20 protein-coding genes are annotated in these 26,585 nt (G+C 64.4%); 9 read left to right on the top strand and 11 right to left on the bottom strand.

All coding sequences use genetic code 11. The annotated features are described in order from the left end of the window. Window positions 1-2 precede the first annotated feature (2 nt). The 9 genes from LB554_RS04955 (at window position 3) to LB554_RS04995 (ending at window position 12,720) form a co-directional block, all read left to right on the top strand. Window positions 3-2,414, top strand: a complete 2,412-nt coding sequence (locus LB554_RS04955) for a circularly permuted type 2 ATP-grasp protein (RefSeq protein ID WP_224583371.1) — start codon at window positions 3-5, stop codon at window positions 2,412-2,414. A 12-nt stretch (window positions 2,415-2,426) separates the two neighbouring features. Continuing rightward, on the top strand, window positions 2,427-3,311 hold the full coding sequence (locus LB554_RS04960) for a transglutaminase domain-containing protein (RefSeq protein WP_224583372.1): 885 nt from the start codon (window positions 2,427-2,429) through the stop codon (window positions 3,309-3,311). A 243-nt stretch (window positions 3,312-3,554) separates the two neighbouring features. Then, on the top strand, window positions 3,555-4,493 hold the full coding sequence (locus tag LB554_RS04965; protein ID WP_224583375.1) for a glycosyltransferase family 2 protein: 939 nt from the start codon (window positions 3,555-3,557) through the stop codon (window positions 4,491-4,493). 98 nt (window positions 4,494-4,591) lie between these two features. Beyond that, entirely contained in the window at window positions 4,592-5,707 is a 1,116-nt protein-coding gene (locus LB554_RS04970; RefSeq protein WP_140661836.1) for a DNA topoisomerase IB, read from the top strand. A gap of 83 nt (window positions 5,708-5,790) precedes the next feature. Next, window positions 5,791-6,165 (top strand): YciI family protein, encoded by a 375-nt coding sequence (locus LB554_RS04975; RefSeq protein WP_015315946.1) that lies wholly within the window; start codon window positions 5,791-5,793, stop codon window positions 6,163-6,165. After that, complete coding sequence (locus LB554_RS04980; protein ID WP_140792798.1) at window positions 6,162-7,436, top strand: RNA polymerase sigma factor; 1,275 nt, start codon at window positions 6,162-6,164, stop codon at window positions 7,434-7,436. Before LB554_RS04975 ends, LB554_RS04980 begins: the two co-directional genes overlap by 4 nt. Window positions 7,437-7,628: 192 nt before the next feature. Then, entirely contained in the window at window positions 7,629-9,143 is a 1,515-nt protein-coding gene (locus tag LB554_RS04985) for an aldehyde dehydrogenase family protein (protein WP_224583377.1), read from the top strand. 436 nt (window positions 9,144-9,579) lie between these two features. Continuing rightward, window positions 9,580-10,569 carry a TAXI family TRAP transporter solute-binding subunit gene (locus LB554_RS04990; protein ID WP_140721502.1) on the top strand — a complete coding sequence of 330 codons (990 nt, stop codon included), beginning with the start codon at window positions 9,580-9,582 and terminating at the stop codon, window positions 10,567-10,569. A gap of 93 nt (window positions 10,570-10,662) precedes the next feature. After that, a complete protein-coding gene (locus tag LB554_RS04995; protein ID WP_015315950.1) occupies window positions 10,663-12,720 on the top strand; it encodes a TRAP transporter permease in 2,058 nt (685 codons plus the stop codon). Between the two features lie 49 nt (window positions 12,721-12,769). Here the strand turns inward: LB554_RS04995 and LB554_RS05000 are convergent, their stop codons facing one another. From LB554_RS05000 to LB554_RS05050, 11 genes are all read right to left on the bottom strand, one after another. After that, a complete protein-coding gene (locus LB554_RS05000) occupies window positions 12,770-13,699 on the bottom strand; it encodes a hypothetical protein (protein ID WP_224583378.1) in 930 nt (309 codons plus the stop codon). A gap of 329 nt (window positions 13,700-14,028) precedes the next feature. Beyond that, window positions 14,029-16,800, bottom strand: a complete 2,772-nt coding sequence (locus LB554_RS05005) for a nitrate reductase (protein WP_224583380.1) — start codon at window positions 16,798-16,800, stop codon at window positions 14,029-14,031. A 3-nt stretch (window positions 16,801-16,803) separates the two neighbouring features. Continuing rightward, window positions 16,804-17,133: a nitrite reductase small subunit NirD gene (nirD, locus tag LB554_RS05010; protein WP_224583381.1), complete on the bottom strand. Its 330-nt coding sequence runs from the start codon at window positions 17,131-17,133 to the stop codon at window positions 16,804-16,806. A 292-nt stretch (window positions 17,134-17,425) separates the two neighbouring features. Then, window positions 17,426-19,870: a nitrite reductase large subunit NirB gene (gene nirB, locus LB554_RS05015; protein WP_224583383.1), complete on the bottom strand. Its 2,445-nt coding sequence runs from the start codon at window positions 19,868-19,870 to the stop codon at window positions 17,426-17,428. 4 nt (window positions 19,871-19,874) lie between these two features. Then, the gene (locus LB554_RS05020; RefSeq protein WP_224583385.1) at window positions 19,875-20,672 is read right to left on the bottom strand and encodes an ABC transporter ATP-binding protein; all 798 of its coding nucleotides are present in this window, start codon (window positions 20,670-20,672) and stop codon (window positions 19,875-19,877) included. 10 nt (window positions 20,673-20,682) lie between these two features. Next, the gene (gene ntrB / locus LB554_RS05025; RefSeq protein ID WP_224583387.1) at window positions 20,683-21,573 is read right to left on the bottom strand and encodes a nitrate ABC transporter permease; all 891 of its coding nucleotides are present in this window, start codon (window positions 21,571-21,573) and stop codon (window positions 20,683-20,685) included. Between the two features lie 87 nt (window positions 21,574-21,660). Then, window positions 21,661-22,977: a CmpA/NrtA family ABC transporter substrate-binding protein gene (locus LB554_RS05030; protein ID WP_224583389.1), complete on the bottom strand. Its 1,317-nt coding sequence runs from the start codon at window positions 22,975-22,977 to the stop codon at window positions 21,661-21,663. A 346-nt stretch (window positions 22,978-23,323) separates the two neighbouring features. Beyond that, window positions 23,324-24,562, bottom strand: coding sequence for a CmpA/NrtA family ABC transporter substrate-binding protein (locus tag LB554_RS05035; protein ID WP_181166343.1), 1,239 nt, complete (start codon window positions 24,560-24,562; stop codon window positions 23,324-23,326). Between the two features lie 2 nt (window positions 24,563-24,564). Next, window positions 24,565-25,167, bottom strand: coding sequence for an ANTAR domain-containing response regulator (locus LB554_RS05040; protein ID WP_140619514.1), 603 nt, complete (start codon window positions 25,165-25,167; stop codon window positions 24,565-24,567). Between the two features lie 122 nt (window positions 25,168-25,289). After that, window positions 25,290-25,604: a hypothetical protein gene (locus LB554_RS05045; protein WP_140661847.1), complete on the bottom strand. Its 315-nt coding sequence runs from the start codon at window positions 25,602-25,604 to the stop codon at window positions 25,290-25,292. 110 nt (window positions 25,605-25,714) lie between these two features. Then, window positions 25,715-26,515, bottom strand: coding sequence for an endonuclease/exonuclease/phosphatase family protein (locus LB554_RS05050; RefSeq protein ID WP_140619516.1), 801 nt, complete (start codon window positions 26,513-26,515; stop codon window positions 25,715-25,717). Window positions 26,516-26,585: the final 70 nt, after the last annotated feature.

A 26,585-nucleotide genomic window follows, 5' to 3' on the forward strand; every position in this document is an offset into this window, starting at 1 on the left:
ACATGGCAAAGGGGAATCACAAAAGGGTGCGCGGCAAGCCGCAGGCCCATAGCCTGCTGGAGCACTACCAGCCGATCGACGGCGTCGTCGACGAGATGGTCGACGCGTCAGGCAATCCCCGTCCGGTCTGGAAGCATTTTGTCGAAGCGCTGGACGACCTCGGGGCCGAAAAGCTCGGCCAGCGCTTCGCCCGCGCCGATCAGTATCTGCGCGATGCCGGTGTCTATTACCGCGTCTACGACAAGGCGGGCGCCAACGAGCGCGAATGGCCGCTGGCGCATATTCCCTTGCTCATCGAGGACAGCGAGTGGCAGGCGGTCAGCGCCGGCCTGGTGCAGCGCGCCGAACTGTTCGAGGAAATTGTTGCCGATATCCATGGGCCGAACCGGCTGATCGAAAAAGGCATCCTGCCGGCAGGACTGATCGCGGCGAGCCCTGAATATTTGCGGCCCGTGGTCGGCACCAGGCCGGCCGGAGGGCATTTCCTGCACTTCTGCGCCTTCGAACTCGGCCGCGGTCCGGACGGCCGCTGGTGGGTGCTGGGCGACCGTACCCAGGCGCCTTCGGGCGCCGGCTTCGCGCTGGAAAACCGGGTCGCCACCACGCGCGCTTTGTCCGACATCTATGGCGAGATGCATGTGCACCGGCTCGCCGGCTTCTTCCGCCGCTTTCGCGATGCGCTGATCGGCATGGCAAAGGAGAGCGACGGCCGCGTCGCCATCCTGACGCCGGGGCCACTCAACGAGACCTATTACGAACACGCCTATATCGCCCGCTACCTCGGCATCATGCTGCTCGAAGGCGAGGACCTGACCGTTTCCGGCGGCAGGCTGATGGTGCGGACCGTGTCCGGCCTGATGCCCATCAGCGTGCTGTGGCGGCGGCTCGATGCCGCCTTCGCCGATCCGCTCGAGCTGCGCCCGGATTCGCAGATCGGTACGCCGGGGCTGGTCGAGGCGATCCGGCAAGGCACGGTGTCCACCGTCAATGCGCTGGGCTCGGGCCTGATGGAGACGCGCGCGCTGCTCGCCTTTCTGCCCAAGATCGCGCGCGAATTGTGGGGCGAGGAGCTGCTTTTGCCCAGTGTGGCGACATGGTGGTGCGGGCAGGAGACGGAGCGCGCCCATGTGCTCGCCAATATCGACCGCATGGTGGTCGGCCCGGCGCTGTCGACAAGACTTGCCTTCGAAGATGACGGACAGACGAAGCTCGGCTCGGCGCTGTCGGTCGGGGAGCGGGCGGAACTGGTGGCGCGCATCGAACGCGACGGCGAGGCCTTCGTCGGCCAGGAGGCGGTGACGCTTTCGACGACGCCGGTCTATGTCGGCGGCTGGCTGGAACCGCGGCCGGCGAGCCTGCGCGTCTATCTGGCGCGTACGCCCGAGGGCTGGACGGTGATGCCGGGCGGGTTTGCGCGCGTCGGCCTATCGCTCGACCCGACGGCGATCGCCATGCAGCGCGGCGGCCAGGCGGCTGATGTCTGGGTGGTGAGCGACAGACCCGTGGAGCGCGAGACGCTGCTGCCGCAGGAGAGCGACAGCTTCAACCGGACGAGGCCCGGCAGCCTGCCCAGCCGCGCGGCGGAAAACCTGACCTGGCTCGGCCGCTACATCGAACGCTCGGAAGACACGGTGCGTATCCTGCGCGCCTATCACGTGCGGCTCGCCGAAACGTCCGATCCGGACATGCCGCTGCTGGCCGATATCAGGGATTATCTCGAACCGTTCGGCATCGATGTCGAAACGGCGATCCCGCCAGGGCTGATCGGCACGCTCGACAGCGCGGTGTACAGCGCCGGCCAGATCCGCGATCGTTTCTCGCCGGATGGCTGGCTGGCGCTCAAGGATTTGTCAAAAACGATCCATCAGTTCGCCACCACCGTGGCGCCCGGCGACGATGCGACGCGGGCCATGACCGTGATCCTGCGCAAGCTTGCCGGATTCTCGGGCCTTTTGCATGAGAACATGTACCGCTTCGCTGGCTGGCGTTTCCTCGAGATCGGCCGGCGGCTGGAGCGCGGCATCCAGATCGCCAGCACGCTGGCCCGACTGACCAGCAGCAAGGCGCCGGACGGGGCGCTGGACATGATGCTGGAGATCGGCGACAGCGTGATGACCCATCGACGGCAATATCCGGTGCAGGCCGGCCGGCGCACGGTGATCGATCTCCTGGCGCTCGATCCGCTCAATCCACGCTCCATCCTGTTCCAGCTCGAGAGGCTGAAAGCAGAGATAGGGCTGTTGCCGGCGACCGGCGGCGAGGGGCACATGTCGGCGGCGGCCAAGGAGATCCTGCAGCTCAACACGTCCATCGCCATCAAGGAACCGGCAGACATGACGGTGAAGGCGTTGAACGATCTCGCGGGCGAAATAGGCGGGCTCTACAGCAGCCTCGCCAAAGCCTATTTCGGCTAGAAAGAGATGGCCATGCTGTACGACATCAGGCTTCTGCTCCACTACGACTATGCTGCCGCTGCTGGCGGCGGACGCCATCAGGTGCGCGTGCTGCCGTCGACCATTGACGGTGTGCAGCGTGTCATCGCCGCTTCGCTTTCTTTTTCACCGGCACCCAACGAACGGTCGGATTTTTCCGATTTCTTCGGCAACAATGTCACTTCGATCGCGTTTCGCGACGCCCATGAAACGCTCGACATCAGGATGAGCGCGCGTGTGTCGGTGGCGCGGCCCGAGCCGGGGCTCGACGTGTCGCCCGATCTCGGCCGCCTTCGACAGGAGCTGGCCGCCGTGCGGTCGCTTGCGCCTGCCTCGCCGCACCATTTCCTGGCCGCCAGCAGCCATGCGGGCATTGATGCCGCGATCACCGCATTCGCGCGAGACAGCATCGGAAACTCGGCCGCAGGGACGGCGATGAACCTGTGCAATCGCATCCATCGCGATTTCACATACGATGACGAGGCGACCACGGTGCGGACCCGGGCCAGCGACGCCTTCCAGCTGAAGCGGGGCGTCTGTCAGGATTTCTCCCACATCATGATCGCCGGCTTACGCGGGCTTGGCATTCCGGCCGGCTATGTCAGTGGCTTCCTGCGCACCATTCCGCCCAAAGGCAAGCCCCGGCTGGAAGGCGCGGATGCCATGCATGCCTGGGTCAAGGTCTGGTGCGGGCGTGATGCCGGCTGGCAGGAGTTCGATCCGACCAATGGCATGCGGGCCTCCAACGACCATATCACCGTTGGTTACGGGCGCGACTATTCGGATGTGGCGCCCATCGTCGGCGTGCTGAAGACGACTGGCGGACAGGTCGGCGACCAGGCGGTCGACGTCATCCCGGTCGTGCTCGAAAAGGCGTGAAACGGGGCGCACTAACTTGCCGGCGCCGCGAGTTCTCACAAGGATGGGGCAGACTTCTCAAACATCGATGCGGTCACTAGAGCAGCTCACCGGTTCACGGAAAAGGCAAGCCGATCCAAGTCTTTGATTTCGCGCAATTCCGGACGGAAAAGCCGTTTCACACTTTTCCTGTAAGTGCTTAGTCTGTATTCGCCTTAAGGGAGAATAGTCTTAGGCTGCCGCGCACAGGCATGAGGTTTGTCATTGAAAGCTGTCAGCGTCGTCATACCCGCCTACAATGCGGCGGCAACGATCGCTAAAACGCTGGCCTCGCTTGGCGGAGAGGCCGGGTTTATCGGCGAGGTCCTGCTGGTCGACGATCAATCGACCGATGGCACGGCCGATGCAGCCCGGCAGGCCGCGGCGCAATCATCCCTGCCTTTGCGTGTGCTGCCCGCCAGTTGCCGCGACGCCGGCGGCGCCCGTAACCTGGCGCTTGATGAGGCAGCCCATCCGTGGGTCTACCTGATCGACGCCGACGACCTGCACCTTCAGGGCGGCTTAAGCTCCTTGCTGTCGCAGGCAGAAACCCAGCCCAAGGCCGACATGATCGTCGGTGCCTTCCGGCGCAGGGTGAACGGCCAGGATCGGCAGATCAAGGTGCCAAACGGCTACACCGCGGCCTGCCTCACCAACGCCTCCGCCTACGTGAAGGGGGATATACGCTCGGTGGCGGTGGGCAGCGTGCTGGCTTCCCGGCGTCTCATCGGCGAGACCCGGTTCCCCGTCGGGCTCGCCTTCGACGAGGACACGCTGTTCTGGGCGCGGCTGATGAGCAAGGCGTCGCCGGTCATGGTTCAGCGCCCCGTCATGATCTACGAAGTTTCAGCGGAGCGTTCGGACGATCGCTTCACGGTCAACCCGGTGCGGCGCTTCCTGGACTGGCGCCGGGAGCTGCGTACGCTCACCGATTGCGGCATCCCGATTTCGGCACTGAAAGCCAGGGAGGGCCTCGTCGCGCTCAAGATCGCCCGTGTCCATTATGCGCGGGGCGACCTGGACATGGCCACGCGCTTTCTCGCAATAGCCTCAGTGGCGCCGAAGCGGCGCTCGGAAGCCTGGCGATGCCTGCGCTACAAATTCAAGCTCGCGGCGCGGCGCCGGCTGTCCCTTCCGCCGACACAGATGCAGCGCGCATTGTAGGCCTGACCGACGCCACCGGGATTGCCTTCTTTTCAGACGGGGTGTGGAACCAGCGGTCAGCCCGCAGCTTATCTACGGATATTTCGCGTGGAGCTTACATGCTGCAGAGAACCGGATCGTCGCGGAGCCGATTGGCCGACGGTGATAGCGTACCCAAGAATGGAGCACAGATTTCCGCCAGGGATGCCGCGCTGACCTATGTCAGCGATGCCGAGCCTGGCATCCGCCGGCTGAAGGCAGGCAAGGGATTCGCTTACAAGGCACCGGACGGGAAAGCGGTCTCCGATGCCGACAGAGCGCGCATCGCGGCGATCGTCATACCGCCGGCCTGGACCGATGTCTGGATTTCGCCCGATCCGAACGGGCATATCCAGGCGACCGGGAGGGATCAGCGGGGGCGCAAGCAGTATCGCTATCATCCGCAATGGGCCGAGGAGCGCGACGGCGCCAAATATTCGAGCCTCGTGGCTTTCGCCGAAAGCCTGCCGGACCTTCGGCGCAGGATCGACAGCGACCTGCGTCGTCACGGCCTGCCGCTCGAACGCGTCGCCGCCGCGGTGGTCTGGCTGCTCGACAACACGATGATCCGCGTCGGCAATGCAGCCTATGCTCGCGACAACAAGAGCTTCGGCCTGACGACTTTGCGGGACCGGCATGTCGATATCAAGGGATCGAGCCTGCGCTTCGCCTTCAAGGGCAAGTCCGGCAAGGAATGGAAATTGAAGCTGGTTGACCGCCGGATCGCGGGGATCGTTCGGGGCGCGCAGGACCTGCCGGGCCAGAAACTGTTCCAGTATCTCGACGAGGACGGCAACAGACGCCCTGTCCGCTCCGACGACGTGAACCACTATATCCGCGAAGCGGTCGGCGATGCGTTCAGTTCGAAGCACTTCCGCACATGGGGCGGCACCATCCACGCCGCGTCGCTGTTTGCACAGACGGAACTGCCTGAGAGCCAGGCACAGCAAAAACGGGTGATGAACAACGTCATCGACAAGGTGGCCGAACGGCTGGGCAATACGCGCGCGGTCTGCCGCCAATGCTATATCCATCCGCAGGTCTTCAAGGCTTGGAGCGAAGGACGACTGCTTGCCGAAATGGCGGAAGCCAACAAGCGCAAGCGATCCATCGAAGGCCTCGATGAGGAGGAAGCGCTCGTGTTGAGATGGTTGAAGACGCAGGAGGACCGATCGGCGGCAATCGGCGGCCGCTGAATCCGCGGCGTCTCGATTTTTTTATCGACGCCATGTCGGCATCGGCCCTACTGTTTCGTCCTTTGCTATAGAAAGGACCGTCCATGCTCTACGCCATCCTCTGCTACGCCTCCGAAGATGTCGTCTGTTCCTGGAGCAAGGAACAGGACGACAAGGTCATGGCCGACCTGCTCGGCGTTCAGGAGAAGTATGCCAACGCCGGCCGGCTTGGGCCCGTGGCGCGGCTTTTGCCGACGACGGCGGCAACGACGCTGCGGAAAGTGAAAGGTGAATCGCTGGTCATCGACGGGCCGTTCGCCGAGACCAAGGAACAGTTCCTCGGTTTCTACACGCTCGATTGCGCCGACCTCGACGAGGCCGTCGAATTCGCCCGTGAGCTCTCCGAGGTCAACCCAAGCGGCGGTTCCTACGAAATCCGCCCGGTATCGGTATTCCATCCGACGAGGGTTCCGGCATGACCGAACTCGCCTGGATAAGCTCCGCGATCAGCGCTGCCCGCCCACAGGCGATGGGCGCGCTGCTGCGCTATTTCCGCGACCTCGACACGGCGGAGGAAGCTTTCCAGGACGCCTGCCTCAAGGCGCTGAAGAACTGGCCGCAAAACGGGCCGCCTCGCGATCCGGCGGCCTGGTTGATCTTCGTCGGCCGCAACAGCGGCATCGACGCGGTGCGCAAGCGCGCCAAGCAGGCGCCGATGCCGGAAGAGGACCAGGTTTCCGATCTGGAGGACGCCGAAAGCGATATCGCCGAGCGGCTGGACGGAGCGCATTACCGCGACGACATATTGCGGCTGCTGTTCATCTGCTGTCACCCTGATTTGCCCGCAACGCAGCAGATCGCGGTGGCGCTGCGCGTCGTCTCCGGCCTCACCGTCAAGCAGATCGCGCGCGCCTTCCTGGTCGGCGAGAGCGCGATGGAGCAGCGCATCACCCGCGCCAAGGCGCGCATCGCGGACGCTGGCGTGCCGTTCGAGACGCCGGGCGCGGTCGAGCGCTCCGAGCGGCTCGCGGCGGTCGCGTCCATGGTCTACCTGATCTTCAACGAGGGCTATTCGACCAACAGCGGCGAGGCGCCGGCTCGCGCGCCCTTGTGCGAGGAAGCGATTCGACTTGCCCGGCTGCTGCTGCGGCTGTTCCAGACCGAGCCGGAGATCATGGGGCTGACGGCGCTGCTTCTGCTGCAGCACGCACGCGCACCGGCACGTTTTGACGATGATGGCGAGATCGTGCTGCTCGAGGACCAGGATCGAAGCCTGTGGAGCCGCAAGATGATCGACGAAGGGCTGGCGCTCGTCGACAAGGCGCTGCGCCATCGCAAGCCAGGTCCCTATCAAGTCCAGGCGGCGATCGCAGCGCTCCACGCGCGGGCCGAGAAAGCCGAGGACACCGACTGGGTGGAGATCGACCTGCTCTATGGCCTGCTCGAGCAGATGCAGCCGTCGCCGGTCATCACGCTCAACCGTGCGGTCGCGGTCGCCAAGGTGCGCGGACCGGAAGCGGCGCTGGCGATGATCGAGCCGCTCGAGCCGAGGCTTTCGGGCTATTTCCATTTCTTCGGCCTCAAGGGCGGGCTGTTGATGCAACTCGACCGGGGCGAGGAGGCACGCATTGCCTTCGACCGCGCCATCGCGCTCGCCAACACCGCGGCGGAAGCTGCCCATATCCGCATGCATATCGACCGTCTGATCAAGGACGGCGCCGTACGCATGCCGGCGAAAAAGGCAAACTGACCCCCTACACGGCCCGAGCATTGCCTGGCTCAATCGTGCAGCCCGGGCTTGGACCATGCCGGGGTGGCGATTTTCCCCTGAAACAGGTAATGGCACGCCATGACAGCCCCTTCCAGCCGCGACGGCGCCGGGAAGGCATGGCAAGGCGTTGGCCCGCGCCCTACGAGCGGCGGGATTCTGAAAGGGACAGAAATGACGATAGCGAAGGAAACGGGCGAGCTTCTGGCGAAACTGGGCGTGGCCAAGGAGGCGCTTGACGGCGGCGACCTGATCGTGCGCAGTCCGGTGACGGGTGAGCGGATCGCGGCGCTGAAGACGATCTCGCCGGCCGACGCGGCAAAGACCATCGATGCAGCCCACAAGGCGTTCCAGTCCTGGCGGCTGGTGCCGGGTCCCAAGCGCGGCGAACTGGTGCGGCTGCTGGGCGAGGAACTGCGCACGCACAAGGCCGAGCTTGGCCGGCTGGTGTCGATCGAGGTCGGCAAGATCCCGTCCGAAGGGCTCGGCGAAGTGCAGGAGATGATCGACATCTGCGATTTCGCCGTTGGTCTGTCCCGGCAATTGTACGGCCTGACCATCGCCACCGAGCGTCCGGGCCACCGCATGATGGAAACCTGGCATCCGCTTGGCGTCGTCGGTGTCATCTCCGCATTCAACTTCCCGGTCGCGGTGTGGTCGTGGAATGCCGCACTGGCGCTGGTTTGCGGCGATGCAGTGGTATGGAAGCCGTCGGAGAAGACGCCGCTGACCGCGCTTGCCTGCGAGGCGATCTTCAAGCGTGCGGTCAAGCGCTTCGGCATCGACGCACCGCAAGGACTGGCACCGGTTCTGATCGGCGACCGTGCGGTCGGCGAAATCCTGGTCGACCATCCCAGGGTGCCGCTGGTCTCGGCCACCGGTTCGACTCGCATGGGCCGGGATGTCGGTCCGCGCCTGGCCAAGCGTTTCGCCCGCGCCGTGCTGGAACTGGGCGGCAACAATGCCGGCATCGTCTGCCCGACGGCCGATCTCGACATGGCGCTGCGCGCCATCGCCTTTGGCGCCATGGGCACCGCCGGCCAGCGCTGCACGACGCTGCGCCGCCTGTTCGTCCATGACAGCGTCTACGACGCCTTGGTGCCGCGACTGAAGAAGGCTTATCAGAGCGTCTCGGTCGGCAATCCGCTGGAGACCTCGTCACTGGTCGGTCCGCTGATCGACAAGGCCGCCTTCGATGCCATGCAGAAGGCGCTGACGGAGGCGGCCGCGCATGGCGGCAAGGTGACTGGCGGCAGCCGGGTCGAGAACGGCCATCCCGATGCCTATTATGTGCACCCGGCGCTGGTCGAAATGCCGAAGCAGGTTGCACCGGTGACGGAAGAGACCTTCGCGCCGATCCTCTATGTGATGAAGTATTCCGATTTCGACGCCGTGCTCGACGAGCACAACGCGGTCGGCGCCGGCCTGTCGTCGTCGATCTTCACCCGCGACCTGCAGGAATCCGAGCGCTTCCTCGGTGTCGACGGTTCGGATTGCGGCATCGCTAACGTCAATATCGGTACTTCCGGCGCGGAGATCGGGGGCGCTTTCGGTGGCGAAAAGGAAACCGGCGGCGGCCGCGAGAGCGGTTCAGATGCGTGGAAAGCCTATATGCGGCGCGCCACCAACACCGTGAACTATTCCAAGGCGCTACCGCTCGCCCAGGGCGTCTCGTTCGACATAGATTGAGAACGCCGGCCCGGTTCGGGTGTCGTTGCACACCCGAACCGTTTGCGACCGGAGATTGATTGCTGAGTGCAGTTATGCTACCATCTTCCGCATGGTGCCGACATGCGCCGATGACCCGCCGCAAGGCGGGTTTTTTGTTTCACGGTTCTTGTGTTTGGCTGGTTGTCGCCAACAGGCAGGTGACGCCGGCGACGCGGTTAAACCGCTCTACGGCATGTCGCGGCGAATAGGATTCGCCCGACCTGCTGTAAGCCCCTGATTTATGCAGGTCGTTGGCCCGGAGCCGGGTGCCATCCATTAAGTCCCTGTTTTTACGCGATTCCGGGCGGAAACATACCCTTCCTGGAAGCGCTTTGGAAACGGCCAAAAAGCACGCGCAGGTTGACAACCTTCCGGTTGCTGCAACATCCTGCCGATCTTTGACTCGGAGGTAGTTATGACTGTTTCGATCAACCGCCGCACCTTTTCCATGGGCACAGGAGCTTTGGCTTTGGCCGCCGCCGGCCTTTCGCCGGCGCACGCGCAGCAGGCTTTTTTCCGCATCGGCACGGGTGGAACGTCCGGCACTTACTATCCGGTGGGTGGCCTGATCGCCAACGCCATCTCGGCAACGGGGCCGGCCGGCGTCGAAGGCCTGGTCGCCACCGCCACGTCCTCCAACGGGTCGGTCGCCAACATCAGCGCCATCCAGTCGGGTGCATCCGAATCAGGGTTTACGCAATCCGATGTCGCCTACTGGGCATATTCGGGCACTGGCCTCTATGAGGGCAAGCCCAAGGCCGATGACCTGCGCCTCATCGCGACGCTCTATCCCGAAACGATCCATCTGGTCGCCCGAGCGGATGCTGGCATCAAGACGGTGGCGGACCTGAAGGGCAAGCGCGTTTCCCTCGACGAGCCGGGCTCAGGGACCATTGTCGACGCGCGCCTCGTGCTCGGCGCATACGGGCTGACGGAGAAAGATGTGCAGCCCGAATACCTCAAGCCCGGTCCGGCCGGCGAGCGGCTCCAGGATGGCGCCATGGACGCCTATTTCTTCGTCGGCGGCTATCCGACCGGCGCCATCGTCGAACTTGCCAGCACCAACAACATCACCCTGGTTCCAATCACCGGCCCCGAAGCCGACAAGCTCCTGTCCGAGCAGAAGTTCTTCTCCGCCGACACTGTGCCGGAAGGCACCTACAAGAATGTCGGCGAGACCAAGACCATATCCGTCGCCGCGCAATGGGTGACCAGCGCCAAGCAGACCGACGACCTCGTCTACAAGATCGTCAAATCGCTTTACAGCGACGCGACCCAGAAGGCGCTGCAGGCCGGCCATGCCAAGGGCAAGCTGATCACGCTCCAGAACGCGGTCACCAGCGCAGGCATTCCGTTTCATCCCGGTGCGGAGAAATTCTACAAGGAAGTCGGCGCCCTGAAGTAGGAGCTACCAGCGCGTAGGACCGATGGACGACAGCGAGGCGGGAGGCGTGCTTTCCGCCTCTTTTGCCTGGAAACTCAGGACACGGAACCGGCCATGAGCGACGATGACAAAATCACGCTTTCCGCGATGGAGTTCGATGAGGAGAAAGCTCGCGAACTGGAGGAGAAATTCGACTCCGAAATCCGATTCCGGCCATTGACCCAGGCCGCGGGCTGGCTGGTCGGCTTCCTCCTGGTGGCGCTGTCGCTGTTTCACTACTACACCGCCGGCTTCGGATTGCTGCAGGAGATGCTGCACCGAGGCATCCATCTGTCGATGGTGCTGGCGCTGATCTTCCTCGTCTTCCCGCTGGTGAAGAAGGGTTACGACCAGCCCGCGCAATCCAGCTTCCTGCGGCCGCTTGGCATACCGCTTTTCGACTGGCTGCTGGCGCTCGCCGCCGTGGTGGCCGTGCTGCACGTGCCGATGATCCCGCTCGACGATCTTGCCTTCCGCGTCGGCAACCCCACGACGCTCGATGTGGTGTTGGGCGTTATCCTGATCCTGCTTCTCCTGGAAGCGACGCGCCGCTCCGTCGGCATCCCGCTGCCGATCATCGCGTGCATCTTCATGGCCTACGCACTGTTTGGGCGGTACATGCCGAGCATTCTGGTGCACCCCGGCGCGTCCGTTTCCCAGCTTGTCGATCACCTCTATCTGACGACGCAGGGAATCTACGGCATCGCGCTCGGCGTCGTCGCCACCTACGTCTTCCATTTCGTGCTGTTCGGCGTCTTCGCAACCCGCATAGGCCTCGGCCAGCTCTTCCTCGACTGTGCCGCCTGGGTCGCCGGCCGCTACGCCGGCGGTCCCGCGAAGGTATCGATCTTCGGCTCGGCATTGTTCGGCATGATCTCCGGCTCGTCGGTCGCCAACACCGTCACCGTCGGCTCGCTGACCATCCCGGCGATGATCAAGCTCGGCTACAAGAAACATTTCGCCGCGGCGGTGGAGGCGGCGTCCTCGACCGGCGGTCAGGTCACGCCGCCGATCATGGGCGCGGCCGCCTTCCTGATGATCGAATTCCTCGAACTGCCCTACACGACCATCATTCTGGCCGCCATCGTGCCTGCCTTCATGCATTTCTTCGGCGTGTTCATGCAGGTGCATTTCGAGGCCAAGCGCACCGGCCTCAGGGGGCTCAGGCCGGACGAGATGCCCGACGTCGTCGAGGCGCTGAAGCGGGACTGGCCGACGATCATCCCGCTCGTCGTCCTCATCGGCGTCCTGCTCTCGGGCTACACGCCCTACATGGCCGCCTTCTGGGGCATCACGCTCTGCATCGCCGTCGGCTTGCTCAATCCGCGCCGTCGCATGTCGGTTGCCGACATCGCAGTATGCCTGCGCGACGGCGCCAAATATGCGCTCGCCGTCGGTGCCGCGGCCGCCACCGTCGGCATCGTCGTCGGCGTCGTCACCCTGACCGGCGTCGGCTTCAAGCTATCCTACATCGTCACCTCGACGGCAGGCCAGTTGTCGCTCCTGTTCGGCACCTTCATCCCCGAGTCGATCTTCTCGGCCCAGGGCCTGACGCTGCTGTTCACTCTGCTCATGACCGGCGTGGTCTGCATCCTGATGGGCTGCGGCATCCCGACGACGGCCAACTACATCATCATGGTGACCATCGCGGCACCCGCGCTGGTCATGCTGGGCACCGAACCGATCGTCGCCCACTTCTTCGTCTTCTATTACGGCCTGCTGGCCGACATCACGCCACCGGTGGCGCTGGCCGCCTATGCGGCGGCCGGCATGGCGGGGGCGGACCCGTTCAAGACAGGCAACACCGCCTTCCGGTTAGGGTTGGGCAAGGCGCTGGTTCCTTTCGTGTTCGTCTTCTCGCCGTCCCTGCTGCTGGTGACAAAGGACTTCACCTGGCCGAATTTCTTCCTGGCCTTCGGCGGCTGCGTGCTCGGCATCACCTGCCTGGGGGCCGCCCTGTCGCGCTACCTGCTGGTGCGCACGCGCCCATGGGAGAACGTGCTCCTGGTATTTGCCGCCCTGCTGCTGGTGGCGCCCGAGCTCTATTCCTCGCTGCTCGGCCTGGCGCTTGTCGTTCCCGTCGTGCTGCGCCATTGGAGCGCACGCCATACCGACGAGGCGCAACCAGTCTGACCGGCGCCGCGCCCGCGCGATCGACGCTTTAAATAAGCCTGCATCACCTTCACAAGCTGGGAGGTGACGGGACTCGGCGGTCGGTGGAAAAACACGCTGCGAAGGCGCTGTCGACGACGGCCAGCTTGGCGGCCTGGACGATCATGTATTCCTCGTAGAATCCGTGCGACACCCACATCACCGAATTGCCGCGCTGACCAAGCCAGCCAATGCTGCCGAGTTCCTCCGCCGTGCGCAGTTTACGGCTGAGATGGGTCCGCGACAGCTTGAGCCATTTGGCGAAGTCGCCGATCGAAACCACGCCGGTCGGAATTCGCTCCAGCTCGGCATGGTCGGGGTTGATGCCGGACATCAGCCAGTCCATGACGATGCCGCCATTGTTGAGCCAGATGAACAGGGAAAAGGTCTGGTTGGGTTCGCGCACCGGCTTTGAGGCTAGCAAGCCGTCAGCCACCAGGGGCTGCAGCGTGGCAAGCATGTCTGGCCGCTCCAGGAACCTGGCCAGCCGGTTGCCGCCATCGATATGGTCGAGCGTGCGCAGATGGGCTGTTACCCAGCCGGTGAATCGCTCAATCGTCGCCGCCGTCGGTTGCAGGGGATGCGTGCGGCCGTCCCCACCCGCCACATACTCGGCGATGTTGTAGTGCAGCATCTCCTTGATGAAGGCGTCCGCCGTGTTGCGACTGGCAACCGCGTTCTTGTGCACGACCTCGATGAAGCGCGATACGGTCAGGTCCTTGCGGCGGTCGTTGGGGTCGCGCCTGAAGTGCATGGCAAGGCCGACATGGCCCAATAGCCAGCGCTGCTGCGTGGCAAAGACGGAAGCCAGCCGCGGGCTTTCCTCATAGATGCGGATCAGGGACTGCGACTGTTCCTGAACGTAGCGGTGCAAGGCTGGATGGCCGGCTATGTCTTGCGGATTCAGCGATGATCTCCCGATGCCTTGAATCAACTCGCATGGCGAGATTGCGTTCCCCATTTTCCAGTCTTCGGCATCTGTGTCCAGACGTACCAACTACGAAGAACAGGGCCAGCCGAGACACAGATCCACGGCAACGGTCATGCGTCTCGTTTGCCATGGCTTGAGAACCCCTTCCCGAATCGTTAGCCGAACGGCGAGATCCAGCCGCAGCGTGGCGCAACGGTCGTCAAGGGCGTTTCCAGTTTCTGGTCCATGGCGGCATCTTTCACCTCCATCAACCAAATGAGTCCCAGCCAAGTCGAATTAACCGTTGGACAGGTTGAAGCCCTTGCGGGTTCCGCCGATTTCGCAAGGCCGTGCCACTTTGCCAGGTGGGACGGACGCCTTCACTCGGCCGCCTGAACCCGACGGGCCTGGATGATCGTGCGGATTTCCGACCGGCAGGAACCGCAATTGGTACCTGCCTTCAGCGTGGCGCCGATGGCTTCGACACTGTTGCAGCCGGCCGCCACCGCCGCGGTAATCTGGTTCACCCCGATGTTGAAACAGGAACAGACGGTCGCGCCGGCATCGGGCCGCTCGGCACCGGCACGGCCGGCGACGATCCTGAAGCGCTGACGCTGGCTGGCGTGGACCTCGCCGAGCTGCTCGGCGGCCCAGCCGCGCGACACCGCGACCGGACCGGGTGCGATGAACAAGGCACCCGCCAGATGCTCGCCTTGGAAGGCGGCGATGCGGTGCTGGCCGGCCTCGCGGTCGTGATAGGCGAGCATTTCGGCATCCGCGGCATCGAAGAGCGAGCCGGCGAAGGCCGTCCAGTCGATATCGTCATTGGCAAAGGCCAGCTCGACCCGCCAGCCGCCTCGGCATCTGGCGATCGCCCAGTAGTCGGCGGCCATCGTCACGGGCCTTTTGCGTGTCACGGCAAAGCCAAAGGCCCCAGCGGTGAATTTCTCGATGCGAGCGGCGACATGCTTTAGCGCCGGCTGCCCCGACACGGGATCGGTAAGCGATGCCGTGAGCGTGTCGAGCCGGCCCCTGGCGGCGAACTGGTCGGTCCAGTGCATCGGCGCGAACAGGCTGCCCGGGCGCTGGCGCGTGGTCACCAGCACGCGGACCAGCACATCGCCGCGCGGAGTAGAGACGCGCGCGATGTCGGCGTCGCCAATGCCGTAACGCTGCGCATCCTCGGGATTGATTTCGACGAAGGGCTCGGCGATGTGCTGGGACAGGCGCGGGCTTTTGCCGGTACGCGTCATGGTGTGCCAATGGTCGCGGATCCGGCCGGTGTTGAGGACGAGTGGGAAGGCGGCGGTGATGCGGGTTTCGACGGTCGGGCGCAGAGCGATGAAGCGGGCCTTGCGATCGGGCGTGTAGAAGTTGCCGTCGGCGAAGAAACGGGTTGGTTGGCGTTCAATCGAAGTGGCCCCCTCTGGCCGAGTTCCAGCCTGAGCACCCCCTTCTGATTGAAGCTGAGCTTGAGCACCCCCCTCTGGCCTGCCGGCAGGCCAGAGGGGGGTGCCTGGGCTCGGCGCCGGCCAATGGAACGGAGCCAATCCTTCGTAATCCTCAACATCGATCGCAGCATAAGCGCTGATGTCGAAATCCCGCTCGCCATCATTTTCGAACCCCGACAGCGCGGCATGCTCGGCAAAGATCTCCACTGGGCTCTCATGCGCGAACGCCTCGCCAAAGCCCATCCGCCTTGCCACTTCCGCAATGATCCACCAGTCGGGCCGCGCCTCGCCGGGGGCGGCCAAAAACGGCCGCTGGCGCGAGATGCGGCGCTCGGAATTGGTGACGGTGCCGTCCTTCTCGCCCCAGGCCGTGGCCGGCAATCGGACATGGGCGTGGCGGACCGTGTCGGTCTCGGCCAGCACGTCCGACACCACGACGAACGGGCAGGCCTTGATCGCCGCCTCGACTGCCCCTGCATCCGGCATGGAATCGACCGGGTTGGTGGCCATGATCCACAACGCCTTGATGCGCCCATCGGCCACCGCCTTGAACATCTCGACCGCCTTGAGACCGGGCTCCCCGGCAATCGCCGGCGCCTTCCAGAAGCGCTGCACGCGTTCGCGATGCCCGGGGTTTTCGATATCCATGTGGGCGGCGAGCATGTTGGCCATGCCGCCGACCTCGCGGCCGCCCATGGCGTTGGGCTGGCCGGTGACCGAGAAAGGGCCGGCGCCCGCTTTTCCGATGCGGCCGGTGGCGAGATGGCAGTTGATGATGGCGTTGACCTTGTCGGTGCCCTGGGACGACTGGTTGACGCCCTGGCTGTAGACGGTGACGGTCTTTTCCGTCCTGGCGAACAGGCTGTAGAAACGGCTAAGTTGGTCTTCGCTGAGGCCCGTGGCGGCAGCGACGCCGGCAAGGTCGAGCGTCGAGGCGGCGAACAGGGCTTGTCCGAATCCGGACGTATGCGCCGTGATATAGGCACGGTCGAGCGCATTGTGCTGGCCGAGCCAGGCGAGCAGGCCGGTGAACAGGGCGACGTCGCCATCCGGCGCGATCGCCAGATGCATGTCTGCGATGTCTGATGTCATGGTACGGCGCGGATCGACCAGCACGATCTTCATCTCGGGCCGCTTTTCCCGGGCAGCCGCGATGCGCTGATAGAGCACGGGATGGCACCAGGCGAGATTGGAGCCGACCAGCACGATCAGGTCGGCCAGCTCCAGATCCTCGTAGGTTCCCGGCACAGTGTCCGAACCAAACGCGCGGCGATGGCCGGCAACCGACGAAGCCATGCAGAGCCGCGAATTGGTGTCGATGTTGGCCGAGCCAATGAACCCCTTCATCAGCTTGTTGGCGAGATAATAATCCTCGGTCAGCAACTGGCCGGAGACGTAGAAGGCGACCGCGTCGGGGCCATGTTCGGCGATGGTGTGCTGGAAGGTCGAGGCGACGACGTCGAGCGCCTCGTTCCAGCCGGCGGGGCGGTCGTGGATTTGTGGATGGAGCAGCCGGCCGTCGAGGTCGATCGTCTCGGCCAGTGCGGAGCCCTTGGAACAGAGCCGGCCGAAATTCGCGGGATGATCGGGATCGCCGCGGACAGATACCTGCCCGTCCGCGGTGATCTTCGCCAGCACGCCGCAGCCGACCCCGCAATAGGGGCAGGTGGTCCTCACCTCGCGCGCTGCGTCAATCTCCATGGTTCAGGCCGCGCGGCTGGCCAGCGCTTCCAGCGCGACGAACAGGTGCTCGCCCTCCCGCTTCACGGGAATCGTGCGCACGGCGCCTTCGTCGGCGCCAAGCGCCTTACCCGTCTCCAGCGAGATCACCCAATTGTGCAGAGGGCAGGTCACGGCCGCGCCATGGACAATGCCCTGGCTCAGCGGTCCGCCCCTGTGCGGGCAATGGTCGTCAATAGCGAAAACCTGATCCTCCGCGGTGCGGAAGACGGCGATCTTGCCTTGCGGGGTGGCCACACAGCGCGCGCCGCGGCGCGGGATGTCGGAGATGGTGCCGATGGCGATCCAGGTCATAGGTGTGCCTTTGCTTGATATGAATGTGCCAAGGCACCCCCCTCTGTCCTGCCGGACCCGGCCCTTCGCTGTCGCTCCTGGCGTTCGTCGTTCGAAAAGCCAAGCAATTGGCTTTCCGTCCGCTTCGCGGACCACGCCTCACCCCCCGCAAGGGGGGAGATTGGCAGCTTGAGCGCAGGCGCATTTTCTTCAGCGCTGGAAATTGGCGAAAGCAGATATGACATCCGATTTCCCCCCTTGCGGGGGAGATGGCCGGCAGGCCAGAGGGGGGTGCCTCGCGCTGACATCGCCATCACTCCGCCGCCTGCGCAAACCCGACCGACGCCATCGGCCGGAATTCGTGCTTGTCCTTGCCGGACACGCGCTCGGACCATGGATCGACCTGGGCGAACTTCTGCGAAAAGATGAAGCGGTCGTAATAGGCCTTGCGCTTCTCGTCCATGATCTGGCGCTTGATCTCGGCGATGCCGATGCGCTTGGCCCATTTGTAGATGCGTTCGAGATAGCGGCCCTGCTCGCGATACATCTGTGTCAGCGCCACGATATGCTCCAACGCCTCGTCCTCGGTCCTGACCAGGCCGAGCACTTCCGTGCCCTTGATGTCGAGCCCGGCGGCGCCGGCGAAATGGATCTCGTAACCGCTATCGACGCAGATGACGCCGACGTCCTTGCAGGTCGCCTCGGCGCAATTCCTCGGGCAGCCCGACACCGCCATCTTGACCTTGGCCGGCGTCCACGAGCCCCACATGAACTTCTCGATGCGGATGCCGAGACCTGTCGAATCCTGCGTGCCGAAGCGGCACCAGTCCGAGCCGACGCAGGTCTTCACCGTGCGCAGGCCCTTGGCATAGGCATGGCCCGAAACGAAGCCGGCCTGGCCGAGATCGGCCCACACCGCCGGCAGGTCCTCCTTGCGGATGCCCAGCATGTCGATGCGCTGGCCGCCGGTGACCTTGACCATCGGAATCTCGAATTTGTCGACGACGTCGGCGATGGCGCGCAGTTCGGCTGCATTGGTGACGCCGCCCCACATGCGCGGCACCACCGAATAGGTGCCGTCCTTCTGGATGTTGGCGTGGACGCGCTCGTTGATGAAGCGCGACTGATAGTCGTCGGCATACTCGTCCGGCCAGTCGCAGACGAGGTAGTAGTTAAGGGCCGGCCGGCATTTGGCGCAGCCGCAGGAGGTCTTCCACTCCAGCTCCTGCATGACCGCCGGAATGGTCTTCAGCCCCTTGGCCTTGATCAGCCTGCGCACGTCGTCATGGCCGAAAACGGTGCAGGAGCACATGGGCTGCACCGCGGCCGGGTTGTAGGTGTCGCCGAGGGTCAGCACCATCAGCTTTTCGACCAGCCCGGTGCAGGAGCCGCAAGACGCCGACGCCTTGGTGTGGGCGCGCACGTCGTCGAGCGAAGTCAGGCCCTTGCCCGTGATCGCGCCCGTGATCTTGCCCTTGCAGACGCCGTTGCAGCCGCAGATTTCCGCATCATCCGGCAAGGCTGCAACGGCCGCCATAGGGTCCAGCGGGGCACCCCCCTGGTAGGACTGGCCGAAGATCAACGTATCGCGCATCTGCGATATGTCGGTCTGTTTCTTCTTCAGGTCGTTGAACCAGGCGCCGTCCGATGTCTCGCCATAGAGCACGGTGCCGATGATGCGGTCATCCCTGAGCACCAGCCGCTTGTAGACGCCGGCCGAGGCGTCGCGCAGCACGATTTCCTGGCGGTCGTCGCCATCGGCGAAGTCGCCGAGCGAGAAGAGGTCGATGCCGGTGACTTTCAGCTTGGTCGGCGTGTCCATGTGGACGAAGGCGGCGGTCTCGTCGCCGGCAAGCTGATGAGCGGCGACACGCGCCATCTCATAGAGCGGCGCCACCAGCCCGTAGACCATGCCGCCCACCTCGGCGCATTCGCCGAGTGCGTAGATATCCGGGTCGTTGCTGCGCATCCCGGCATCGACGACGATGCCGCGGTTGACGGCAATGCCTGCATCCTTGGCAAGAGTGGCGTTCGGCCTGATGCCCACCGCCATGACGACCAGCGTCGCCGGGATGATTGTGCCGTCGGCGAGTTCCACCCGCTCGACCTTGCCATTGCCGGTGATTGCCTGCGTGTGGGCCTTGGTGACGACCTTGATGCCGCGCTGCTCCACCGCGCGCTGCAGGAGGTAGCCGGCGGCCGGATCGAGCTGGCGCTCCATCAGCGTCGGCATGACGTGCAGCACGGTGACATCCATGCCTTGCGCGTTGAGGCCGGCCGCCGCCTCCAATCCGAGCAGGCCGCCGCCGATGACGACGGCCTTGGCGCGCGACTGGGCGGCGAGCATCATCGCCTGAACGTCGTCGAGATCGCGATAGGTCAGCACGCCCGGCAGATTGTGGCCGGGCACCGGGATGATGAACGGCACCGAGCCGGTGGCGATGACAAGCTTGTCGTAAGGCTCGGTGACGCCGTGGTCGGAGGTGACGGTCTTCGCTTGCCGGTCGATGGCCATGATCTTGTGGCCCTTGTAGAGGGTGATGTCATTGGCGATGTACCAGCCGTCGCCATGGATGATGATTTCCTCATAGGCCTTCTCGCCGGAGAGCACCGGCGACAGCATGATGCGGTCGTAATTGACCCTAGGCTCGGCGTTGAAGATGGTGACGGCGTAGCGGCCCGGCGCCTGTTCCAGCAGATGCTCCAGCATGCGCCCGGGCGCCATGCCATTGCCGATGATGACGAGTTTTTCGGTCATTGCGTTACTCCGCGGCTTCGACGAAGCGGTGGCGTTCGTAGAGGAACTTCAGCACCGCCTCGCGGCAACGCAGGAAGGTCCGGTCGGAGGCAAGTTCGATGCGTCGGCGCGGCCGCGCCAGCGGCACGGGCAGCACCTCGCCGACGGTCGCCGCCGGGCCGTTGGTCATCATGACGATGCGGTCGGACAGCAGCACCGCCTCGTCGACGTCATGGGTGATCATGATCGTCGTCGAACCCAGCCTGGAATGGATGTCCATCACAGCGTCCTGCAGATGAGCGCGGGTCAAGGCGTCGAGCGCGCCAAACGGCTCGTCGAGCAGCAGGATCTTGGGTTCCATGGCGAGCGCGCGAGCAATGCCGACGCGCTGCTTCATGCCGCCGGAGATTTCGGCCGGCCGCTTGTCGCTCGCATGCGCCATCTGCACGAGGTCGAGATTGCGCATGATCCAGTCATGCCGCTCGGCCTTGCTCTTCGAACGGCCGAAGACTTTCGACACCGCCAGATTGATGTTCTCGTAGACGGTCAGCCACGGCAGCAGCGAGTGGTTCTGGAACACAACGGCGCGCTCGGGGCCGGGGCTGTCGACCTCCTTGTCCTCCAGCAACACCGCGCCGGCGGAAACCTTGGTCAAGCCGGCGATCAGGTTGAGCAAGGTCGACTTGCCGCAACCGGAATGGCCGATGATGGAGACGAATTCGCCCTTGTCGATGGTCAGCCTGATGTCCCTCAGGACTTCGCTGACCTGGCTGCCACGAGCGAAGGATTTGTCGATATGGTCGAGCTTGAGATAGGCGGTCATGGCGCTCTCCTCACTTTGCCGTCGTGCCGCGGGTGACAAAGGCGCCGACCGCCGCGACCAGGCGGTCGAGGCAGAAGCCGGTGACGCCGATATAGGCGAGCGCGACGATGATGTCGGGCAGCCGTGACGAATTCCACGCGTCCCAGATGAAGAAGCCGATGCCGACGCCGCCGGTCAGCATTTCGGCCGCGACGATGGCGAGCCAGGACAGGCCGATGCCGATGCGCAGGCCGGTGAAGATGTAAGGCGCAGCGGCCGGCACCATGATCTTGATGAAGAACTCGAGCTGGTTCAGCCGCAGGATGCGGGCGACATTGCGATAGTCCTGCGGGATGTTGCGCACGCCGACGGCGGTGTTGATGATGACCGGCCAGATCGAAGTGATGAAGATCACGAACAGAGCCGACGGGTTGGAGTCGCGGAAGGCGGCGAGCGACAGCGGCAACCAGGCGAGCGGCGGCACGGTGCGCAGGATCTGGAACACTGGATCGAGGCCGCGCATCGCCCAGATCGACTGGCCGACCAGCGCGCCGAGCGCCACACCGACGACCGCCGCCATGCCGAAGCCGATGGCGACGCGCTGCAGCGAAATCAGCACGCGCCAGGCAAGACCGATATCCTGTGGGCCGTTGTCGAAGAATGGATGCGCGATCAGGTCATAGGCCTCGTTCCACACCTGGCTCGGCGGCGGCAGGCTTGCCGTCGGTGACGAGCAGGCGACCTGCCAGACGACAAGCAGAAGGGCGATGACGATGGCGGGCGGGATGAGAGCGCTGGCCACCTTGGCGGCGACCGCCACCGGATCGATACGGCGCCGCGCCTTGACGGTGAAGGCGACCACCTCGGCTGGCTTGGCCGGGAATGCTTTCACCTTGGTGTCCTCGACGGCTTGGATGGACATGTCCTGGGGATACTCCGTGGCGTGCTGGTGCGGTACTGAGCGCCAAACGGCGCTGGCGCCGTTTGCGTTGGGGCACAAACGGCCTGACTAAGCCGATGCCTTGATGGTCAGGCTGTCGAGATAGGCCGAGGGGTTGGCCGGATCGAAAGTCTTGCCGTCGAAGAAGGTCTCGACGCCGCGCGAGGACGAGGCCGGGATGTCGCTCGCGGCGACACCGAGTTCCTTGGCCGCCTCGCGCCAGATATCCTCGCGGTTGACCTGGTCGACCAGCGCCTTGATGTCGGTGGTCGGCGCGAACTTGCCCCAGCGGATGTTTTCGGCGAGGAACCAGCTGTCGTGGCTCTTGAACGGGTAGGAGACGCCGCCCTTCCAGAATTTCATGTAGAGGTCGGTGGTGCTGGCGACCCGGCCATTGCCGTAGTTGATGTCGCCCTTGAGGCGGCCGATAATGTCGGCGACGGGCACATTCATCCATTGCCGCTTGCCGATGATGGCGGCCATCTCGTCCTTGTTTTCCTTGGCGTCGCACCATTGCTGTGCCGCCATCACCGCCATGACGATCGCCTTGGTGGCGTTGGGATATTTTTCTATGAAGGCGGCGCGCAGGCCGAGCGCCTTTTCCGGATGGCCCTTCCAGAGTTCGCCGGTCGTGGCGGCGGTGAAGCCGACGCCCTGGTGGACAAGCTGTTCGTTCCACGGCTCGCCGACGCAGAACACGTCCATATTGCCGACCTTCATGTTGGCCACCATCTGCGGCGGCGGCACGACGATGGTCGAGACATCCTTGTCCGGGTTGATGCCGCCGGCGGCCAGCCAGTAGCGCAGCCACAGATCATGGGTGCCGCCCGGGAAGGTCATGGCGGCCTTCACCTCCTTGCCTGCGGCCTTCTTGGCGGCGAAGGCGTCCTTCAGCTTGGCGGCATCGAGGCCAACGCCGGTCGCGGCATATTCCTGTGCGACCGAAATGCCCTGGCAGTCGTAGTTGAGGCGAGCGACGATCGCCATCGGCAGCGGCTGGTTGTTCTGCGTCACCTTGCCGGTGTGCATGAGGTAAGGCATCGGCGTCAGGATGTGGGCGCCGTCGATGCCGTTGGCTTCGCCGCCGAGCATCAGATTGTCCCGCGTCGCGCCCCAGGAGGCCTGCTTGAGCACCTCGACATCAGGCATGCCGAATTTCGCGAACAGGCCCTTCTCCTTGGCGATGATCAGGGGCGCGGCATCGGTCAGCGCAATGAAGCCGAGCTTGGCGCCGGTTACTTCGGGACCTTTCCCTTCGGCATGAGCGCCGGCGGGAAACAATGTCTTTGCGGCGAGGAACAGTCCTGCCGTCAGCGCGCTGCTGGCCAGAAAATCGCGGCGGGTGAAATCCTTGAGGGACGTGCCAGTTCCGATCCGTTTCGTCATCGTCGTCTCCGGTTGGGCGCGTTGGAAGCGCCGTCGATTGCGTGTTCGGCCAAAAACAAAAAAGCCGCCGGCCAGGCTCGCGCATCCTGGGGATTGCGCAGTGACCTGAGCGGCAGCTTTGCCTGTGGCGCCCGCCATTGGACGCCTGTTCCATTGCCCGTGAAGGCTCGTTTATTTCAATGCAGGAACCGTGCCAGTTTACCTCTGGCCGAAAAATCCAAATAGAATCAATAGGATGGGAGCTTTATGCGGCGACCCGATCCGTCGCGACTGAGGTCAAACATTGGTCAGCTCACCTTTCGAGCGCATAATTTTTGTGCAATGCACAAGCATGGCGCTAAAATGATCAGGCTTCCCCGATGGCTGATTTTTGCCTCTCGATATACGCGTCGATCTCGTCTGGATCGAAGATCTGGCCATCGAAGAAACCGTCCGGTCCGAGCATGAGGCCGGCTCCCGTCGCGCCTACCGCGGTCGCGGCCTTGAGCGCGCCTTCGACCTTGGCATTGGCGCCGGGCAGCGCCACCCCGAGTGGCTTCAGTGCCGAGCGGTAGAGATCTGGGCGGTAGCAGTCGCGGGCGATGGCGAGATTGTCGGGCGTGTGCGCGACGTGGCCCCAGCGGACCATCTGCGTGTAGAACCACAGCGAATGGCTTTTCCAGGGAAAGTTGGCGGCCTTGTCGAACGGCACGAAGAAGTCGTCGATGTCCAGCTCCGCCCCGCCGCCCAGCCGGAGATGGCCGGTCAGGATCGGCATCTGGACCGCCGGCGGCAGGCCAAGGAAGCCACGCTGCGCCATCACCGCGGCCAATTCGTCACGGTTCGCCGGATCCTGGCACCAGCGCGCCGAGTGATGCAATGCGCGCAAGAGGGCCGCCAACGCCTCTGGGACCTGCTCGGCCCAGGCCTTGCGCACACCAATCACCTTCTCCGGGCTGTTGCGCCATATCCGTGCCTTGACGGTGACGATATGGCCGGTGCCGGCCGCCACCGCGGCGCTGTTCCAGGGCTCGCCGACGCAATAGCCGTCGATGCGGCCGGCGGCCAGCGCGTCGGCCATGAAGGGCGGCGGCACGATGACGATCTCGATCTCGCGCGATGGATCGACGCCGCAGGCGGCAAGCCAGTAACGCAGTTCGTAATTGTGCCCGGAATGCGGATGCACGACGGCGAAACGCAGCGGGTCCCGGCCGGCGTCGGCCCGCTCGCGGATGAAGGCGCCAAGTGCCGCGCCGGCACGGGCCGGATCGAGATCGGGTGCCGCACCGTGCGCCGCCATGCCGGCCCAGACGGCGTTGGAGATGGTGACGCAGTTGCCGCCGAGCCCCAGCGAAAAGGGCACGATGGTCTCGGAGGCGAGCGGAGTGAGGCCCAGATTGCAGGCGAGCGGCATCGGTCCGAGCATGTGCGCGAGGTCGAAATGGCCGATGGCGATGCGGTCGCGGATGTTGGCCCAGGAGGTCTCGCGGTGCAGGGTGAGATCGATGCCTTCGCGCGCGGCAAAGCCCAGTTCGCCGGCCGCGACCAGCACGGCGCTATCGAAAAGCGGCATGAAGCCGGCGGTGATCTGGTGCTCGGCGCCCATGCTCATTCGTCCTCCGCCGGTCCGAGAAGCCCGGCGGCAGTCACCAGGCTTTGGGCGATGTCGCCGATCTTGCGGTTCTGGTTCATCGCGGTCTTGCGCAGCAGCGTGTAGGCGGCCTCTTCGGTCAGGCCGCGCGACTTCATCAAGATGCCCTTGGCGCGGTCGATCACCTTGCGGCTCTCGAGTTCGCTGCGCGCCTCTTCCAGTTCACGTGCCATGCGCGAGAAAGCGTTGAAGCGGCTCACCGCCATGTCGAGGATCGGCTTGACGCGCTCCTGCCTCAACCCGTCGACGACATAGGCCGAAACGCCGGCATCGACCGCGGCCTCGATCGAGGCCTGATCCGAGCGGTCGACGAACATGGCGATCGGGCGCTTTACGGCCCGCGACAGCTGGAACATGTTTTCCAGCATGTCGCGGTTGGGATTTCCAAGGTCGATGACGATGACGTCGGGTTCGATCTCGGCGATACGGCGCGCAATGCCCGAGACGTCGTGGATGACGGTGACCCGCTGATGACCCGCCTCGCGCAATCCGGCTTCGATTATCGAAGCGCGGATGCGGTTTTCGTCGATCACCAGGACGGCGAGGGAAGTTCGGACCATGCCCGCATTATGAGCAAGGCCGCAAATTTGTGCAATGCAGCATAGCCACCGACCTTGGAAGGTCGGTGGCTATGCCCAGAATGCCTGGCGGCGAAAAGTATCGGCTTGGCAGGAGACGTTGATCAGCCGCAGACGCGAACGTCTTCGACCACCCTGTGGTGGTGGCGCCAATGCACGACCGTCTCGATGTGGCAGCGGTGATGGCGGTGGTGACGCCAGCGGTAGCCGTCATTGTCATACTGGACGCTCTGGTCGCCATCATACTCGTTGTCGTAGCGGCGCTCATGATGACGGCGCACGACGATTCCCGAATCTTCGTCCGAGGAATACTGGTTGCCGTCGTCGGACTGGATAGTCACGCTGGCAGCCTGCGTGGGCGCAATCGCCGCAGCTGTCGCGGCAAACGCCAGCACCGAAGCCAAAATCAACTTTTTCATTCCGTCCTCCTGCATGTTCAACACACATAAACTCGCGGAACAACCGGGTGTTCCGCTCAAATCCACACGCTTTGCGACGCTGGCGACACCAAGCCGTTATCGGCCGCATATTACAAGTGGACGAAGGCGGTCAGCGGCAGATGGTCGGAGGCCACGCGCGACAACGGTGTGTCATGCGCTTCGATGGTCCCGATCATGCCGTGCCGGTTGGCCATGATCCGGTCGAGCGCCAGCAGCGGCAGATTGGACGGGAAGGTGGGGACGGCAGGGGGCTGCGGGCCGAAGCTCGCGTGCAGCGTGTTCAGCGCGGAGCGGTTGCCGAGCCGCCATTCGTTCAGGTCGCCGAGCAGGAGCGTTGGCTTCTCGTCGGGACTGTTCATGATATCCAGCACGACCTGGGCCTGCTGCGAGCGGGAGCGGCGCAGCAGGCCCAGATGGGCCGCGATGATGCGCAAGGACTGATTTCCGTCGAGATCGATTTCCGCGACCACCGCGCCGCGCGGTTCGAGACCCGGGAGCCTGATCTGATGCACGTCACGAACGACGCCCCTTTTGAACAGCAGGACATTGCCGTGCCAGCCATGGCCTTTGCCCGTTGCTGAAATGGGCACCGGCACGAGGCCGGTTTCGAGTTCTAGACGGTGCAGGTCGAGAAGCCCGTCACGGTCGCCGAAACGATTGTCGGCCTCCTGCAGGGCGATGACGTCGGGGGCGATCTCCCGGATGACGCGGCTGGTGCGGTCGGGATCGAACTTGCGGTCGACGCCGATGCATTTGTGGACGTTGTAGGAGGCGACCAGCGTCCCGGTGACGCCGTCCTTCTTCGCCGAGAAGGCGTTGGCCTTGCGCATCCGCCGGTCGCGAATGGACAGGAGCATATTGGCCGGCAGGCTGCGCCCGTTCATTCGCATCGCGCGCCGATCGTCCTTGCTGTTCTCACCATGCACCTAGAAATAGAGTCTTTCAGCCGATGTTCCATGG

Source organism: Mesorhizobium sp. CO1-1-11 (assembly GCF_020164995.1).
Lineage (GTDB): Bacteria > Pseudomonadota > Alphaproteobacteria > Rhizobiales > Rhizobiaceae > Mesorhizobium > Mesorhizobium australicum.